16 protein-coding genes are annotated in these 17,205 nt (G+C 49.8%); all 16 read left to right on the top strand.

Annotation, left to right across the window (positions count from 1 at the left end):
- Window positions 1-148 precede the first annotated feature (148 nt).
- The 16 genes from yabN (at window position 149) to ACWXW9_RS24510 (ending at window position 17,100) form a co-directional block, all read left to right on the top strand.
- Window positions 149-1,645: a bifunctional methyltransferase/pyrophosphohydrolase YabN gene (gene yabN / locus ACWXW9_RS24585; RefSeq protein WP_494931561.1), complete on the top strand. Its 1,497-nt coding sequence runs from the start codon at window positions 149-151 to the stop codon at window positions 1,643-1,645.
- Window positions 1,646-1,947: 302 nt separating this feature from the next.
- Window positions 1,948-2,220: an HU family DNA-binding protein gene (locus tag ACWXW9_RS24580; protein WP_007428028.1), complete on the top strand. Its 273-nt coding sequence runs from the start codon at window positions 1,948-1,950 to the stop codon at window positions 2,218-2,220.
- Window positions 2,220-2,498, top strand: a complete 279-nt coding sequence (locus ACWXW9_RS24575) for an RNA-binding S4 domain-containing protein (protein WP_014599342.1) — start codon at window positions 2,220-2,222, stop codon at window positions 2,496-2,498. The genes ACWXW9_RS24580 and ACWXW9_RS24575 overlap by 1 nt, the downstream gene beginning before the upstream one ends.
- Before the next feature lie 150 nt (window positions 2,499-2,648).
- Window positions 2,649-2,933, top strand: coding sequence for a sporulation protein YabP (yabP, locus tag ACWXW9_RS24570; RefSeq protein ID WP_014279048.1), 285 nt, complete (start codon window positions 2,649-2,651; stop codon window positions 2,931-2,933).
- On the top strand, window positions 2,930-3,508 hold the full coding sequence (yabQ, locus tag ACWXW9_RS24565; protein ID WP_494931560.1) for a spore cortex biosynthesis protein YabQ: 579 nt from the start codon (window positions 2,930-2,932) through the stop codon (window positions 3,506-3,508). Before yabP ends, yabQ begins: the two co-directional genes overlap by 4 nt.
- A 4-nt stretch (window positions 3,509-3,512) precedes the next feature.
- On the top strand, window positions 3,513-3,842 hold the full coding sequence (locus tag ACWXW9_RS24560; protein WP_044646042.1) for an FtsB family cell division protein: 330 nt from the start codon (window positions 3,513-3,515) through the stop codon (window positions 3,840-3,842).
- Between the two features lie 123 nt (window positions 3,843-3,965).
- A complete protein-coding gene (locus tag ACWXW9_RS24555) occupies window positions 3,966-4,493 on the top strand; it encodes a S1 domain-containing RNA-binding protein (protein WP_025683065.1) in 528 nt (175 codons plus the stop codon).
- Between the two features lie 513 nt (window positions 4,494-5,006).
- Window positions 5,007-7,514, top strand: a complete 2,508-nt coding sequence (gene spoIIE, locus ACWXW9_RS24550; protein WP_494931559.1) for a stage II sporulation protein E — start codon at window positions 5,007-5,009, stop codon at window positions 7,512-7,514.
- A 126-nt stretch (window positions 7,515-7,640) separates the two neighbouring features.
- Window positions 7,641-8,390, top strand: coding sequence for a vWA domain-containing protein (locus ACWXW9_RS24545; RefSeq protein WP_283654061.1), 750 nt, complete (start codon window positions 7,641-7,643; stop codon window positions 8,388-8,390).
- A complete protein-coding gene (locus ACWXW9_RS24540; RefSeq protein ID WP_134914524.1) occupies window positions 8,374-9,315 on the top strand; it encodes a protein kinase domain-containing protein in 942 nt (313 codons plus the stop codon). The genes ACWXW9_RS24545 and ACWXW9_RS24540 overlap by 17 nt, the downstream gene beginning before the upstream one ends.
- Before the next feature lie 66 nt (window positions 9,316-9,381).
- Entirely contained in the window at window positions 9,382-10,830 is a 1,449-nt protein-coding gene (tilS, locus tag ACWXW9_RS24535) for a tRNA lysidine(34) synthetase TilS (protein ID WP_494931558.1), read from the top strand.
- A 47-nt stretch (window positions 10,831-10,877) separates the two neighbouring features.
- Window positions 10,878-11,417 (top strand): hypoxanthine phosphoribosyltransferase, encoded by a 540-nt coding sequence (gene hpt, locus ACWXW9_RS24530; protein ID WP_014279057.1) that lies wholly within the window; start codon window positions 10,878-10,880, stop codon window positions 11,415-11,417.
- A gap of 97 nt (window positions 11,418-11,514) precedes the next feature.
- Window positions 11,515-13,554 carry an ATP-dependent zinc metalloprotease FtsH gene (gene ftsH, locus ACWXW9_RS24525; protein ID WP_494931557.1) on the top strand — a complete coding sequence of 680 codons (2,040 nt, stop codon included), beginning with the start codon at window positions 11,515-11,517 and terminating at the stop codon, window positions 13,552-13,554.
- Between the two features lie 278 nt (window positions 13,555-13,832).
- On the top strand, window positions 13,833-15,446 hold the full coding sequence (gene nadB, locus ACWXW9_RS24520; protein WP_494931556.1) for an L-aspartate oxidase: 1,614 nt from the start codon (window positions 13,833-13,835) through the stop codon (window positions 15,444-15,446).
- Window positions 15,436-16,326 carry a carboxylating nicotinate-nucleotide diphosphorylase gene (nadC, locus tag ACWXW9_RS24515; protein ID WP_494931555.1) on the top strand — a complete coding sequence of 297 codons (891 nt, stop codon included), beginning with the start codon at window positions 15,436-15,438 and terminating at the stop codon, window positions 16,324-16,326. Before nadB ends, nadC begins: the two co-directional genes overlap by 11 nt.
- 6 nt (window positions 16,327-16,332) lie before the next feature.
- Window positions 16,333-17,100 carry a type III pantothenate kinase gene (locus ACWXW9_RS24510; protein ID WP_431085618.1) on the top strand — a complete coding sequence of 256 codons (768 nt, stop codon included), beginning with the start codon at window positions 16,333-16,335 and terminating at the stop codon, window positions 17,098-17,100.
- The last annotated feature ends 105 nt before the right edge of the window (window positions 17,101-17,205 follow it).

Raw genomic sequence — 17,205 nt, 5'->3', positions numbered from 1 at the left:
TGCGCGGCGGGGGTAGCGGTGACAGCCATTTTATGAGCCTGTATATACTTTGTGGTATAGTAGTGCCAAAGCAAAGGAAGCGGAAGCAGGCTACGCACCGTGCATGTATGGAGCGTTTGCCGTGTCTCTGCGGAACGGAGGATTGGACATGAGCGCAACATTAACAGTCGTGGGATTAGGCTCGGGAGACCCGGATCAGCTTACGATAGGGATATTGAACAAAATGCGGGGCGCCTCGGCGTTGTACCTGCGGACGAAGGAGCACCCGGCGGTTCAAGTGCTGGATGAGTTTGAAGTGGCCTTCGAGTCGTTTGACACCGTGTATGAGACAAAGGAATCTTTTCCAGAGGTATACGAGGAAATTACCAGTCAGTTGTTAGCAGCTGCTAAAGCAGCGGACGGAAGCGAAATCGTCTATGCCGTTCCGGGTCATCCGATGGTAGCGGAAGCAGCGGTACAATTGCTCAAAGAGCGTTGCCCTGCGCAGGACATTAAACTGAACATCCTTGGCGGCGAAAGTTTTCTGGATGAAGCTTTTGTGCGTCTTGGTTTTGACCCGATTGAAGGTTTCCAGTTGTTGGACGCAGGTACGCTGGATGCGAGCTGGCTTCAACCTCAGTTGCACACGCTGATCGGACAGGTATATGACACGTTTACGGCTTCGGATGTGAAGCTGTGTTTAATGGAGCGCTATCCTGACGACTATGAGGTCTATGTAGGTCATGCGCTTGGTGTGGAGGGCGAGGAAGCGGTGCATAAAGTGCCACTGTACGAGCTGGATCGGGTGGAGGGTTACGGAAACCTGTCTCTGGTGTACATACCGCGCAGTGAGGATGAGGCGCTGAAACGGCGTTCTTTTGACCGTCTGCATGAGATTGTTGATATTTTACGCAGTCCGGAAGGTTGTCCATGGGACCGGGAACAGACGCATCAGTCGATCCGCAAAAATCTGATCGAGGAAACCTATGAAGTCATCGAAACGATAGATGAGGACGACCCTGAGCACATGAAGGAAGAGCTGGGTGATCTGCTACTGCAAATTTTGCTGCATGCCCAGATGGAAGAGGAAGTCGGAACCTTCAATGTGTATGATGTGATTCAAGGGCTGAATGACAAGCTGATATTCCGCCATCCGCACGTGTTTGGAGACAATCAGGCGAATGATGCGGAAGAGGCGCTGCAAAACTGGGAACAGATGAAAGCCGAGGAAAAACGGATGAAAGGCACAGCGTCAGCCCAACCTTCCGTACTGGATGGTGTCCCGCGTGATTTGCCTGCTCTCATGAAGTCGTACAAGCTCCAGAAAAAGGCGGCAAAAGTAGGCTTTAACTGGGAGAACATTGAAGGTGTATTCGATAAATTGGACGAAGAAGTGGCTGAGCTGAAGGAAGCGGTCCGCGAGGGACATTCCGTGGAGGCGCAGTTGCTGGAGTTGGGCGACGTACTATTTGTTGCCGTGAACGCAGCCCGTTTTATGGGAGTTGATCCAGAAGAGGCGTTGTCTGCCACCAACCGCAAATTTGTCGACCGATTCCAGTACATTGAGGAACGATTACGCGAGCAGGGACGACGTCCCGAGGACAGCAGCGTAGATGAGATGGAGACGTACTGGCAGGAAGCGAAAAAGACTCTTGGCAGACACTAGGCCGTAAAGGCTGAAAATCCCCTTGTGAAGCGTGTCGGTTTGAGAAGACTTGCCAATGGGGAGGCTTTTGTAGTAGGATGTTGGCTTAACTGGGGTCGAATTAAAAAACGACTGCCATTGCAGGATTTTTAAGGCCAAGCCAGAATAACTTGTAGTAATTCTGAAAATAACTGTTTTCTACGGGCAACCGTATTCCAGTTGTGTTCAGAGCGGCTTCGGCCGCAGTTTGACCTCACGTCTGCCCCATTTCATGGACATGCAGCGTGATGATTATTTTTTGATATTTGGGAGGCTTTTAACTTATGAACAAGACAGATCTGATCAACAATATTTCCAGCAAAAGCGGTTTGAGCAAACGTGACGTTGAAGCTGTATTGAATGGCGTTCTTGGTGAAATTACAGATGCACTCGCCAGCGGTGACAAAGTGCAACTGATCGGCTTTGGTACTTTCGAAACGCGCAAGCGTTCCAGCCGTACAGGCCGCAATCCACAAACCGGTAACACGATTGAAATTCCAGAATCGACCGTTCCTGCTTTTAAAGCCGGTAATAAGCTTAAAGAAGCCGTTAACTAATGCGTCTTGATAAATTCTTGAAAGTCTCGCGGCTGATTAAGCGGCGTACGGTAGCCAAGGACGTCTCCGAACAAGGGAGAGTCGTGGTGAACGGACGCGAAGCCAAGCCGAGCAGTGCGGTCAAAGTGGGCGATGAAATCACTGTCCAGTTTGGCCAGAAGCTGGTGACTGTGCGAGTGGAACGGCTCGCCGACACTACACGCAAGGACGAGGCTGCAAGTATGTACACTTTAGTGAAGGAAGAGCCCATTGCCAGAGACAATGGTTTGAACTGGTAGCTGGAATCTAACTTTCTAATATGCGGTACATTAAAGCATCCCTTCATATTTTCATGAAGGGATGCTTTTTCTTATGCAGTTTCTTATTCGTGCAGTTCTAAATCCCGTTGTCCCCTTCATAAGCTAAGAACAGAAGGAGGGGTACATGCCATGATTGAACAAGGGAAGCCCAAGCACCATGACCTGCGCATGCAAAGCCGAAAGCAGCTCGACATTTCAGGCGTCAGCAATGTGGAGAGCTTCGATAGTGAAGAGTTCCTGCTTCAGACCGAGCTGGGTCATCTCACCATTCGCGGACAGCATTTACATATCAAAAATCTCAGTCTGGAAGAGGGGCTGCTGTCCATTGAAGGTTTGATTACTTCCCTCGTCTACCTGGAGCCCGGGGCCCCGGCCAAAAACGGAAAAAGCCTATTCGGCAAGCTCTTCAAATGAACCCTCACACACAATGGCTGACACTGACGTGGATGCTGCTGTCGGGCATAGCTATGGGAGTGGTGTTCGACAGCTACCGGGTGCTGTCCATCCGCTTTCATTTTGCCCGTTGGAGCATTCATATATTGGACGTGCTGTATTGGGTGGCCTCGGCCCTGTTTATTTTCCGTGTGCTGTACGCGAGTAATCGCGGTGAGCTGCGGTTTTATGTCTTTTTAGGACTACTTTTGGGGGTTTGGCTCTATTTTTGGGCCTTTAGTGTTACAACCCAACGTTTTGTGGTAATGTTATTAAAGATAGTCCGCAGACTGACGTTGATCGTGAACAGCATACTGCGCATCCTGATTGTTCATCCGGTGTTGGCGCTGTATCGGCTGGTACGCAAGCTGGTCGGATGGACATGGGCACTCATTGTGTTCCTGGGAAGGATGCTGATATACATCCTGATGCCGGTTTGGAAGCCGCTCGTTTGGCTGATCGGTCCGCTTAAAGCGCGCTGGAGGACTCCAGAATTGCTTGTGAAGCTCGGCATCAGACTGAAAAACACAGCAAAAAGATGGTTTGGAAGGAGGTAGTATCATGCGTAATTCGTCTGTAGATCGCCATTCATCTCCTACGTCCAAGTCCAACGCGGGCGGGCGCAGGCGAATCATGATTTGGTTGCTATCGCTTGCCGCCTTTGGTAGTTGGGCTATTTTTACCTTTTTTTCTCAAGGTATGATTATGGCCGATCGAAGTGAACAGCTCACCCAGAAGGAAAAACAGAAGCAAGCTGCTACACAAACGGAACAACAGCTCCAAACTGAAGTGAATCGTCTCAAGGACCCCGAGTATATCGGAGAAATTGCCAGAAGCAAGTACGGTCTTTACAAACCGGAAGAGACGCCGATCATCGGGGAGCAAAAATAGGCACATCATCGGGCCAATGCTTAGTTGACCTTGGTTCCGCCATTTTGTATAATCAAATCACCACAGCGGGATTTTTTTGCAAAAAAATCGGTTGTATATTTTAAGGGAGGATCATTTTATTCTATGGCAATTGAAGTGGGCACCAAGTTAGAGGGCAAAGTGACAGGCATCACGCATTTTGGAGCATTTGTGGATTTGTCTGGAGGTGTCACGGGTCTCGTTCACATCTCGGAAATCGCCGATAACTACGTTAAGGATGTTAACGATCACCTGAAGATTAATGATGTCGTGACGGTGAAAGTCATTAATGTTGACAAAGACGGCAAAATCGGACTTTCCATTAAGCAAACGATTGACAAGCCGGCAAGTGAAGCCCGTCCGCCAAGAGCTCCAAGACCGGAGCGCACAGGAGGACCAGGCGGAGGCGACCGTTTCGGCGGTGGAGGTTCAGGTCCAAGTCAAGGACGCGGTGGCGGTGGTGGCGGTGGTTTCAACCGCGATCGTGGAGGTCGTTCGTTCAAGCCTGCACCGGGTAAACCTTCATTTGAGGATAAAATGTCACGCTTCCTGAAAGATAGTGAGGAACGCATTTCGTCGCTGAAAAAGAACACCGAAGGTAAACGCGGAGGACGCGGCGCGAAGCGTGTTTAATTCACTTTGACAACCGTATCAACCATACACGGAAAACCGTACAGTCGAAAGACTGCTACGGTTTTTTTGCGTTCTGCCGACAATAGTTGAAATACGTGCAGGCGATGGGAGCGTGGGAGATCTATCCGACTGTAATCTTGCATGCGTTTTATGATATTCAAGATTTGTTGAAGAAAAAGCAGGGCGATCAAGCTGAAAAGTGGACGTTTTTTTTGTCGTGTGGACATAATCGTCCGACAAACTCCAACGGTTTTCCGTCTATCTTCTGGGCTAATCGCTACTCTAAGCGAAAGTGTGGGCGACAGGAAGAGGTCTTGTAAGGAGAGGGAGTTCGTAATTACCATACGCTTCCAAGCGGACGTAGCTTGGCATTGGGGCGGATGCTCTGTGCTTTCGCGCGGAACGTTTTTTTGTCGGAAATTTCTTGGAATAAGACGTGAGGTTCTGACAAACTTTCTCAATCGTTCCGGTTTAAGATGGGAACATCAAATTGATGAATGGGGTGCCTGACGCATGATGGAGAAATGGAACGTGGTACATTTTCCAGGGTTGAAATCCAGAAAGTCCAAATCTAAAGAACGTACGGAAGGTTGGTCTTCCAGACTCAAGAAGCGGCTGGATTCACATAAAGCAGTGCAATGGGTAACGGCGCAAAGATGGATGCTGCTATTGTCTGCTATGGGATTTTTACTGGGACGCGCTACCATTTTGGACGAGCTATCCCCTTTTGCCCTCGCTTACTTTGCAGTCATCATGTTCCTGCGGCGTGATCTGATGCTACCTGTGGCTGTATCGGTCGTGTTGGGCAGCCTGCTTGCCCCTTATCCATCGTTGTTCATGATTGGCGGCGAGCTGCTTGTATTCTATCTCCTGTATCGCGGATTACGAACCTTTGATCGGCTGGAATTATCTTATGCCCCGCTTATGGTTTTCCTGTCTGTATTTATGGTCAATTTATTTTACGCCGTGATGGCCCCGTCCTTCACATGGTATGACCTTATCATCGTGGGAACGGATGCGGTTCTCAGCTTTATGCTGACACTCGTTTTTACGCAGGCCATTCCATTGTTTACGTATCGCAAAAAGACAAGCCAGCTCAAAAATGAGGAAATTTTGTGTCTGATCATTTTGCTGGCCTCTGTGATGACGGGAGCGGTAGGATGGACGATTCACTCACTGTCTGTCGATCATGTGCTATCTCGCTATTTGGTCTTGGTGTTCGCCTTGGTGGGGGGCGCTTCGCTAGGTGCTTCGGTCGGTGTGATTACCGGTTTAATTTTAAGCTTGGCCAATATGTCTGCGATTGTGCAGATGAGTTTGCTCGCATTTGCCGGTTTGCTGGCAGGGATGCTGCGTGAAGGGCGAAAAGGCGCAGTGGCGCTAGGGATGTTGCTAGGTTCCTCAATTCTGACGATCTATTTGGACGGAACCGGGGATGTGCTGACATCAACCTGGGAGAGCTGCGCGGCGATTCTATTATTCTTAATAACCCCAAAAAGTTTCTTTAAAGCGGTTTCTACCTATGTTCCTGGTACGCAGGACCATGCCAAATCCCAGCATGAGTATGCCAAAAGGGTCCGTGATCTCACTGCCGAGCGGGTAACGAAATTTTCCCGCGTATTCAGTCAGCTATCCCGCAGCTTTCACCAGATATCTGCGAGTGAGAGCGCGAAGTCGGATGGTGAGATCGAGCATTTTATGAACGCTGTGGCGGAGGGAACGTGTGCCTCCTGCTTTAAGTGCGAGCAGTGCTGGGACGGAAAGTTTATGCAAACTCATCAGTATATGACGGAAATGATGAGTGCGATTGAGGAGAACCCGGATTTGGAGCCGGAGCAGATGCCGCCGCAGTGGAGCAAGGCGTGCGCCAAGACGGGCGCGGTGCTGCAAGTGATGAAGCAACAGTATAGCCTCTACCAGCATAATATGCAGTGGAAACGCCAAGTATACGACAGTCGTCAGCTTGTTGCTGACCAGCTATCTGGCGTTTCACAGATTATGGAGGATTTGGCGCGGGAAATTCAGCGTGAAGGGCAAACGATGCATCGGCAGGAGGAACAAATACGAGAGGCGCTTGATCGGCTGGGCTTATCCATACAATCCATTGAAATTATTAATCTGGATGCAGGCCAAGTAGAAATTGAGATTGTCCATGCCTATACAAGGGGATTTGACGAATGCCGGAAGATCATTGCTCCACTGCTGTCGGACATATTGGACGAGCATATTGCTGTGATGCGCGAAACAGCGGCAGATCGCCGCCAGGGATTGGCCACGGTCATGTTTGGCTCCGCCAAAACGTATGAAATTGCCACGGGAGTAGCAAGCGCTGCCAAAGGAGGGGATTTCTTCTCGGGAGACAGCTACAGCATGATGGAGCTGGGGAACGGAACCTTTGCGGTCTCTTTGAGCGATGGCATGGGCAACGGAGAGCGGGCGCAGCAAGAGAGCAGTGCGGCGCTTAATATTTTGGAGGAATTACTGCAATCCGGCATGGATGAGAAACTGGCGATCAAGTCGGTCAACTCTGTCCTGATGCTGAGATCACCCGAGGAAATGTATGCTACGGTCGATATGGCGCTGATTGATCAGTATACGGCCCGGACGACATTCATGAAAATTGGGTCAACGCCGAGCTTTATTAAAAGAGGGGAGGAGGTCATTCCCGTATCTGCCAGTAATTTGCCGATTGGCATTATACAGGATATTGAAATTGATCTGGTGTCGCTTCAATTACAGCCGGGTGATATTTTGATCATGATCACAGATGGCATATACGACTCGCCGGGTTATGCGGTAAACAAGGAAATATGGATGAAGCGCATGATTCAGGAAATTGAAAGCGATGACCCGCAGCAGTTGGCCGACTGTCTATTGGAACGAGTTATTCGCTACCAGCAAAATCAAATCTATGATGACATGACGGTAGTTGTTAGCAAAATAGATCATTTCCGCCCAGAATGGGCCACGCTTCATGTACCGGGTATGAGCTGGATGGAGCGCCCGCGTACGGTTAGCTGAATAGACATTGCCCGGGAAATTCCGCCTCCATTTTAAAAATCCGTATTCTTCGTTTGAATCGTTCCAGATTCGGCAAAGATAGAATCTATCGGAATAGATTACGAGGAAGCGGGAGGTCAAAAAGCTATGAAGCAAATTTTGATCATTACAGACGGATGCTCTAATGTGGGTGTCAGTCCGGTCATGGCGGCGGCTCAGGCTTTACAGGAAGGCATTACGGTGAACGTAGCCGGAGTCATAGATTACGGGACGATTGGTGAGCTTGGAAGTACGGAGATTCAGGAAATCGCTAAAGCGGGGGGAGGTTTTAGCCAAATTGTAGGCACGAAGCAGTTGGCGCAGACCATGCAGATGATGACGCGCAAAACAGTGGTTCAAACGATTCAGCAGGCGGTTAATAGAGAGTTAACGCATATTTTGGGTGAGGGGGGTGCCCGACATATCGGTGAGCTGCCGCCGGCCAAACGGGCACAGGTGGTTGAGGTGATGGATGAACTGACAGAAACCAGCGCTTTGGAAATTGCTTTGCTCATTGATGCCAGTGCGAGCATGAAGCCCAAGCTGCCTGCTGTAGAAGACAGCATTCGGGATTTGCTGCTCAGTTTACAGTCCAGAAGCGGGCCTAGCCGTATTTCTGTCTTTCATTTTCCTGGGGGACGGATGGGTGAAGATGCGGTCATGGATATTGGTTGGACCTCTGAACTTAGCCAGGTCAAGTCGATATTCGGCCGTTTGCGGATGAAGGGGGCGACGCCAACGGGTCCAGCCATTTTACAAGTGATTGATTATTACCGATATGTTACACTAGGGGAACAGAAAGATATGGAAGAATCCTATGGCAAAGGAGAAGGGATGCTCGGTGACTACGTCGTCTGATCCCGTTCTTGCACCCGGAACGGTCATCAAGGGCAAGTGGAAGCGGAGCAGCTATGTCATTCAGCGTCTGCTGGGCCGGGGGGCGAACGGAACTGTATATTTGGTAAAAGAGGCACAGGCAGATCGACAATTTGCTCTGAAAATGGGGAAGAACACGCTTGATCTGCAATCAGAGATTAACGTGCTGACCACATTGCAGTCGCAGGGAACCCAGTCCGCTCTCCAGCAAAACGGACATCCATCCTTTTTGTTCGAGGTGGACGATGTATCCTTGCGTAGCGGTGGGGAAATACCCTTTTATGTCATGCGATATGTCAAGGGAGATCCGCTTCATCGTTTTGTGGCGCTCAAGGGAGCGGAATGGTATGGTGTGGCTGGAACTGGCATACTTAATCGTTTGGCTGATCTACATCAGGCAGGATGGGTATTTGGCGATTTGAAGCCTCAAAATATTTTGGTCAATGCCTATGGAGAAGCCGAGTTGATTGATTATGGCGGGGTGTCCCTTGCGGGACGGAGCGTTAAGCAATTTACAGAATGGTATGACAGGGGATTCTGGAATGCGGGCAGTCGAAATGCCGATTCCCAGTATGATCTGTTTGCCTTCGCCCTTCTAACTATTCATATATTGGAGGGCGAATCGTTAAAAGTAGCTGCGGGCAGGCTGCCACAGCTACGTAATACGGCGGAATTGACCATCATCATTCGCCGTAGCCGTGTATTACGACCCTATGCCGAATGGCTGGTGGGTGCAGTGCGTGGAGAATATCCCGATACCCGTGTGGCGGCTCGTTCCTGGTCGCGTCTGGCTTCTGCTCATGTCAGGCAATCGTCCGTGAAAAGAGGAAATCCGCGCTGGCTGGGATATGCTTTCACGCTCTCGCTTTTGCTGCTTGCCGGAGCGCTCTGGATTGCGCTAAGGTAACGGCAGGACTTACATAAGATAACAGATGATCATCATTTTTACGGTCGGCAGAAAAGAGGGTCGTGAATGGGAACAACAAAACCGACCGGTGTTGTGCAGGAAGTGCTCGCCCTCGCGCGAGATCATTCGCTGTGGAGCCCCGGAGACCGCATTGTGGTTGCTGTATCCGGAGGGCCGGATTCGGTGGCCCTTTTGCACATTTTACATGAGATATCCGTCGTACATATGCCTTTGCAGTTGATCTGTGCTCACGTCCATCATGGCTTCAGGCCGGAGGAATCGGATGCGGAGGCTGAAGAGGTACGCCACATGGCCCGGAAACTTGAGGTTCCGTTTGAAATGATTCGGGTTGATGTGCCCGTTTATATGAAGGAGAGCGGCAAGGGGCCGCAGGAAGCGGCTCGCGAGCTGCGCTATGCCTTTTTGCATGATACGGCTGCAAAATGGGCGGCACAGCATATTGCGATGGCTCATCATGGGGACGATCAGGCCGAAACCGTTCTTCTGCACTTGCTGCGCGGTAGCGGCCCGGCGGGTCTGGCGGGTATGCGGCTGACACGCAAGGAAAAAAATGTGCAACTCATTCGCCCGTTGCTTCGTATGTACAAGGCTGACCTGATCGAGTTCTGCAAGTTTCATGACCTTTCCTATGTAACGGACAGCACCAATTTATTATCGAAATACCGCCGTAACGCCATTCGTATGGATGTGCTTCCTTTTTTGGGGCAATATAATGAGCAACTGACACCGTCCCTGAACCGGCTGGCCGAAACGATGGCTGAGGAAAATGATTTTATGGAGTCATCCACGCTGGCGGTATACGAGGAATTAGTACACTTGGATAATGGCAGGCATATGTTTTCAATCGCTTCCTATCGTAAGCTATCCGTTGCTTTACAACGGAGGTTGATTAAACTAATATTAAATTATCTGCCTTCGGACAGTGAAAATTTAGATTTTCGTAAAATTGAGACCGTTCGACTGAGGCTTCTCCAGGAACGGCCGTCCACGTGGAGTTTGGACTTGGGCGGCGGTGCGGTTGGAGTCCGCGAATATGACCAAGCGGTTTTGTTTGACCGTACGCAAGGCGTTATGGGCGAATGGTGCTATGGACTGAACGTATTGCCTATTTCCGGTGAGCTTGAATTGCCTGAGGCGGGTGGTGTACTTCGGTGGCGAAGAACTTCCTATTCGGATGGACCCAATCCGCCGAATGAGGAGGAAGCGTGCTTCGACGCGGATGAATTAGCCCTGCCTTTGACAATACGCTCGCGATTACCTGGAGATACCATGTATGTAATGGGATTAAACGGAAGAAAAAAGGTTAAAGATATTTTCATTGATGAAAAAATACCTCCTTCGCTGCGTCCCATTATTCCCGTCGTCTGCGACCACTCCGGAGCTATTCTCTGGATTCCGGGGGTGCGGCGTTCTGTACATGCCGCAGTGCAAAAGCACACGTCTTCGGTTATATATATGTCATGGCAAAGACAGGAGAGTCCAGGGCACCGGTAATTGCGCAGGAACGGCTTTCATAGTATAAACTTAGGAGGTTTACACCGTTGCAGAATGATATTCAGGAAGTATTGATCAGCGAAGAAGAAATTCAGAGTAAAATCAAGGAATTGGGCGCACAGCTCAGCGTGCAATACGAAGGAAAGAATCCGTTGGTGATCTGCGTGCTGAAGGGTGCGTTTATCTTTATGGCGGATTTGGTTAAAGCTATTACAGTACCATTGGAGCTTGATTTCATGGCTGTATCCAGTTACGGTGTGTCCACCAAATCATCGGGCGTCGTTAAAATTATTAAGGATTTGGACGCTTCGGTTGAAGGACGCGACGTTCTGATCGTCGAAGATATTATCGACAGTGGCCTGACATTGACTCATTTGATTGAATTGCTTAAGAACCGTAATGCCAATTCGGTATGTGTCGTAACCTTGTTTGACAAACCTGCCCGTCGGACGGTTAATCTTGAAGCTGATTATACCGGCTTTACTCTTCCGGATGCGTTTGTTGTCGGTTATGGTCTGGATTATGCCGAGCACTACCGGAACCTCCCATACATAGGGATTTTGAAGCCGGAAATCTACACCAGCTAATCTCAGCCTCCAGTCCTAGGACTAAATAGGGTCCTTTGTTGAGAAGGGCTTATAGGCTATGGTAAAATAACTTAAGTGTTTCGAGAGGAGGTAGGGGATGAATCGGTTCATCCGGAATTCTGGTTTTTATTTGATTCTTTTTTTAGTTGTGGTGGGTATCGTTCAGTTTGTCAGCAACAGTAACGAAGCCTCCGATCTCCCTAGATATGACCAATTACGGCAAGAGGTTAAAGCTAATAATATCTCTAAAGTAACGGTCCAATTTGACGGTTACGCCTATCTTGTAACCGGTGCATATAAGAAGCAGCCGGCTAATGCCAAATCCACCAATTTTTCTGTGTATGTTCCGCCAACGGACTCTGCTTTAACCGAACTGGTTAATGCTAGTGAAACGAACGGATTTGAATACGTACAGAAGAAAATGGAAGGCGAAAGCATTTGGCTGACGTTCTTGACTTCTATTGTTCCTTTGGTGATCATGTTCCTGTTGTTCTTCTTCCTGTTCAATCAGGCGCAGGGCGGTGGCGGCAAAGTTATGAACTTCGGCAAGAGCAAAGCCCGTCTTTATAACGAAGAGAAGAAGAAAGTTACCTTCGAAGACGTGGCAGGAGCCGACGAAGAGAAGCAAGAGCTTGTTGAAGTCGTAGAATTCTTGAAGGACCCGCGTAAGTTCGCAGCTGTGGGTGCCCGTATTCCAAAAGGTGTCCTGTTAGTGGGCCCTCCGGGTACTGGTAAAACACTCTTGGCAAGAGCTGTTGCAGGCGAAGCCGGAGTACCGTTTTTCAGCATTTCGGGTTCTGATTTTGTAGAAATGTTCGTCGGTGTCGGCGCTTCCCGTGTACGGGATCTGTTCGAAAACGCGAAAAAGAACGCACCATGTATCATTTTCATTGATGAAATTGATGCTGTCGGCCGTCAACGTGGCGCTGGATTGGGTGGCGGACATGATGAACGTGAGCAGACGCTTAACCAATTGCTCGTTGAGATGGATGGATTCGGAGCAAACGAAGGTATTATCATCGTAGCTGCAACGAACCGTCCGGATATTCTGGATCCGGCATTGCTTCGTCCGGGACGTTTTGACCGCCAAATTACAGTTGATCGCCCAGACGTTAAAGGCCGCGAAGCTGTATTGTTTGTACATGCACGCAACAAGCCATTAACTAAAGATGTTAAAATGGATGTTATCGCGAAGCGTACAACAGGCTTTACAGGCGCTGATCTGGAAAACCTGTTGAACGAAGCTGCGTTGTTGGCAGCCCGTCGTAACCGTAAAGATATTTCGATGCGAGAAGTGGATGAAGCGATCGACCGTGTTATCGTAGGTACAGAAAAACGCAGCCGCGTAATCAGTGACCGCGAGAAACGGATTGTAGCTTATCACGAAGCAGGCCATACGATTATCGGCTTCTTCTTGGAAAATGCCGACATGGTTCACAAGGTAACGATTATTCCACGTGGACGCGCAGGCGGATATGTCATCATGCTTCCGAAGGAAGATCGCATGCTGACGACCAAGCAGGAATTGCTGGACAAAATCACTGGTTTGCTGGGTGGACGCGTATCCGAGGAACTGTTTATTGGTGAAATCGGAACAGGTGCCTACAGTGACTTCCAACAAGCAACAAGCATCGCACGCAGCATGATCGTGGAATACGGTATGAGTGAGAAGCTCGGTCCAATGCAGTTCGGCACTTCGCAAGGCCAGGTATTCCTTGGACGGGATATCGGTCATGAGCAGAACTACAGTGATCAGATCGCTTATCAGATTGACCAGGAGATGAACCGTTTCATCACTGAGTCTTATGAGCGTGCCAGAGAACTCCTGACGAAGTATTCCAAAGAGGTTCATTTGATCGCCCAAACCTTGCTGGTAGAAGAAACCCTGGAGCTTGAGCAAATTAAACGTTTGATCGAGACAGGTTCTTTGGACGGCAGCACGAATGAGGGAGAAGGTACACCGGAAAATGGTGAGCCTGTGATCGACAACATCGGAGACGTTCGTGTACGTATTCAAGGCAAGGATGACGAGCCAAAGAATACAACGGATCAACCGAATGATATTCCTAATCTGCAAAAGCCAGAGGGCGGTAATAATTCGGGCAACTCTGGTGGTACTCCACCGACAACAACCTGATTATCAGGTTGACAGTTGAATAAGCGTATATGCAAGCTCCGGAAAACCAGTAACTATTGGTTTTTCGGAGCTTTTTAAAATACTGGAGATATAGCTGAGGTGATTTGACAGACGGAGGAACGTTGTGTACATTTATTGATAAATAAACGGCTGTTTGTGTGCTTGACTATAAAAGCTTTCTGCCGCTGTAATCGACTTTCAATTTTTTTGAACATATACCGTGAGCGCATACTGTACAACCTATGGTGTGCGCTATTCTCTGTGAAACAGGTGAAGGCATGATTCCAAGATATCTGGTTGATTTTGACGTAGCGGAATTGCCCAAATTTGAAGCCGACGTGATGATTATCGGCTCCGGCATTGCGGGTTTATACACGGCCATTAAGGCTGCGGAGAATCGGCGGGTGTTGCTAATTACCAAGAAGGCATTGTTGGAAAGCAACACCAAGTATGCGCAAGGCGGCATCGCCGCTGTCACTTCGGCTGAGGATGCACCCGCTTATCATATTCAAGATACTCTGATTGCAGGTGCAGGTCTGTGTGAACTGGAAGCGGTCAGGGCCCTTGTTCATGAGGGGCCAGGCGGTGTACAGGAATTAATACGTTTAGGGACGGCCTTTGACCGGGAGAATGGCGAGCTTGCGCTGACACAGGAAGGCGCACATAGCCATCGGCGCATCTTGCACGCAAATGGGGATGCCACTGGCTATGAAATTGTTCGTGCATTGTCAGAGAAGGTCGCTGATCATCCCGCTATCGAGGTGTGGAACGAGCATATGGTGATTGACCTGATGACCGAGCATGGCGAGTGCATCGGCGCTCTCGTTCAAAAGCCGAATGGCGAACGATTATATGTCACTGCGAATGCAACGATTTTATGCTCCGGGGGCGGTGGACAATTATTTCGATATACGACCAATCCGGATATCGCGACCGGGGACGGGGTTGCTATGGCATATCGCGCCGGGGCAGCTGTGCGGGATATGGAATTTATACAGTTTCATCCGACAGCGCTGTGCCATCCGGGTGCTCCAAGATTTCTGATTTCCGAAGCCGTGCGGGGCGAGGGGGCAGTGCTGCGCAATATTCATGGAGAGCGTTTCATGGAGCAGTATGATTCCCGGCAGGAACTTGCACCAAGGGATATTGTAGCTCGCGCCATCGTTCATGAGATGGAACGTACGCAGGCTGCGTTTGTATATCTGGATATTACACATGAGCCTTCTGAACGGATCAAGCAACGGTTTCCAACCATTTATCGGACATGCCTTTCCCATGGTTTGGATATAACGGCGGACTGGATTCCCATAGCTCCCGCTGCGCATTATATGATGGGCGGCGTCCAGACTAATTTGCATGGAGAAACCACCCTTGCACGCCTGTTCGCATGTGGGGAGGTGTCTTCCACCGGTGTACACGGGGCCAATCGTTTGGCGAGTAATTCGTTATCTGAGGCGGTCGTATTCGGCAGCAGGATTGTCGAGCGGTTACATTCTTTACCGCCGCTGGCCGGTCATACGCTGATATCCTACGATGACAACCGCGTGGACTCTCTGGCTTCGTCTATCATAGAGCAGCAGCTCAAGCTGCAAGAAACAATGGTTCATTATGCCGGAGTCCGTCGGAATGGGGAGGGGTTACAAGCAGCACTGGACCAGCTACGGGGGCAGTTATCCGTTTTCAGCGCTGCCCTGACCAGCCGGGAAGAGATTGAGTTTGCCAATTTGCTCACCTGTGGTTTGCTGGTCACGGATGGGGCGTTGCTGCGTGAGGAAAGCAGGGGAGCACATTACCGTGAGGATTTCCCTGTAGCAGACGATGGCGTATGGCGCAAGCATGTCCAGCAGCGACGTGAGCAAGGGATAACGGAGGAGTACATTCATGACATCTAACAGCGAGCACTACGGAGAATTCAGCGGGTATCAGGAAGAACTGACAGCACAAATTCGCAGCTGGCTGCGAGAAGATACAGGATCGGGTGATGTGACCACGCGCTGGACCATCGAGCCGAATCACCAATCCAAGGCGGTAATCCATGCCAAGGAGTCTGGCGTTGTTGCGGGCTTGCCCGTGGCAGAACTCGTATTTCGGGTCGTAGACCCCTCGCTGTCATTCACTCCACTGGTGACTGATGGGCAGTGGATTGAGCAGGGAACTGTTTTGGCAGAAGTGACAGGGAGTACCCATGCGATTCTGACGGGAGAACGTTTGGCTCTAAACTTGATTCAGCGGATGTCGGGCATTGCGACGCGAACCAAATCCTTTGTTGATCAGCTTCATGGACTCACGACACGCTTGGTGGACACACGGAAAACAACACCAGGGCATCGGTTGCTTGAAAAATACGCTGTTCGTGTGGGTGGCGGTTCCAATCATCGGTTTGGCTTGTACGATGCCGTTATGATTAAGGATAATCATATCAAGGGTGCGGGTGGGATTATACAGGCCGTGACCCGGGCTCGTACCCATATTCCGCACACGATGACGATTGAAGTAGAGACGGAAAATATGGAACAAGTTCAGGAAGCGCTGAATGCCGGAGCGGATATTATTATGCTGGATAACATGTCCGTTCAGGACCTGAAGGAAGCAGTTCGTTTCATTCGGGAACAAGCTCCACATGTCAAAACGGAAGCCTCAGGCAATGTATCGCTGGATACGGTGCGTGCGATGGCTGAGAGCGGCGTAGATGTGATTTCTGTAGGCAGGCTGACGTACTCTTTTCATAATCTGGATATCAGCCTTGACCTTAACGCAAAGAAAGATAGGTGACACCGATTGATTCTTGTAGTGGATGTGGGCAATACCAATATTGTGCTGGGGATGTATCAGGGGCGAGAGCTGCTGCATCATTACCGGATCAGCACCTCCAGACAGGCTACCGCAGATGAATATGGCGTGCTCATACATAATCTTTTTAGTATGGGCGGTGTATTGAAGGATGATATTAAAGGGGTCATTATCTCCTCAGTCGTTCCACCGCTGGTTCATGTGTTGGAGGAAATGTGCGACAAATACATAGGCAGAACACCCCTCATCGTCGGACCGGGAATCAAGACCGGTCTTAATCTACGTTATGAAAATCCGCGGGAAGTAGGGGCTGACCGGATCGTGAACGCGGTTGCTGCTGTCGAGCGGTATGGCGGTCCTCTGGTTGTGGTGGATTTTGGAACAGCGACGACGTTTGATTGTATTGATGACAAGGGAAACTACCTGGGTGGAGTCATTGTGCCGGGTATCGGGATATCGACGGAGGCGCTGTATCAACGAGCTTCCAAGCTGCCTCGCATTGAACTGGAAAAACCCAAGAAGGTCATCGGCCGCAATACGGTTCATGCTATGCAAGCGGGGATCATTTTCGGTTATGCAGGGCAAGTGGACGGTATTGTGGAGCGCATCAAGGAGGAAATGCAGGCAGAGCCTACGGTTATTGCTACCGGAGGTCTTGCCGAGTTAATTGCCTCGGAGACACGGAGCATTCAGAAAGTGTTGCCGATGTTGACGCTGGAAGGATTGCGTATCATTTACCAACGTAACGCTGAATAAAAAATAGATATAAGCTGCCGCCGAGGCCAGCCGGAGATGAAACCGGTTTGGATTGGCGGCGTTTTTCGTCTATACTGAAATATGTTACGTTTTTGAACGATTCGC

This window comes from Paenibacillus sp. LT-B23, assembly GCF_059417685.1.
Note: the sequence above shows the minus strand (reverse complement) of the source record. Positions and strands in the feature narration are given on the sequence as shown.

Bases quoted from the DNA above. Each gene is read 5' to 3' on its own strand.
- yabN (WP_494931561.1), top strand. From the start codon at position 149: ATGAGCGCAACATTAACAGTCGTGGGATTAGGCTCGGGAGACCCGGAT.
- ACWXW9_RS24580 (WP_007428028.1), top strand. From the start codon at position 1,948: ATGAACAAGACAGATCTGATCAACAATATTTCCAGCAAAAGCGGTTTG.
- ACWXW9_RS24575 (WP_014599342.1), top strand. From the start codon at position 2,220: ATGCGTCTTGATAAATTCTTGAAAGTCTCGCGGCTGATTAAGCGGCGT.
- yabP (WP_014279048.1), top strand. From the start codon at position 2,649: ATGATTGAACAAGGGAAGCCCAAGCACCATGACCTGCGCATGCAAAGC.
- yabQ (WP_494931560.1), top strand. From the start codon at position 2,930: ATGAACCCTCACACACAATGGCTGACACTGACGTGGATGCTGCTGTCG.
- ACWXW9_RS24560 (WP_044646042.1), top strand. From the start codon at position 3,513: ATGCGTAATTCGTCTGTAGATCGCCATTCATCTCCTACGTCCAAGTCC.
- ACWXW9_RS24555 (WP_025683065.1), top strand. From the start codon at position 3,966: ATGGCAATTGAAGTGGGCACCAAGTTAGAGGGCAAAGTGACAGGCATC.
- spoIIE (WP_494931559.1), top strand. From the start codon at position 5,007: ATGATGGAGAAATGGAACGTGGTACATTTTCCAGGGTTGAAATCCAGA.
- ACWXW9_RS24545 (WP_283654061.1), top strand. From the start codon at position 7,641: ATGAAGCAAATTTTGATCATTACAGACGGATGCTCTAATGTGGGTGTC.
- tilS (WP_494931558.1), top strand. From the start codon at position 9,382: ATGGGAACAACAAAACCGACCGGTGTTGTGCAGGAAGTGCTCGCCCTC.
- ftsH (WP_494931557.1), top strand. From the start codon at position 11,515: ATGAATCGGTTCATCCGGAATTCTGGTTTTTATTTGATTCTTTTTTTA.
- nadB (WP_494931556.1), top strand. From the start codon at position 13,833: ATGATTCCAAGATATCTGGTTGATTTTGACGTAGCGGAATTGCCCAAA.
- nadC (WP_494931555.1), top strand. From the start codon at position 15,436: ATGACATCTAACAGCGAGCACTACGGAGAATTCAGCGGGTATCAGGAA.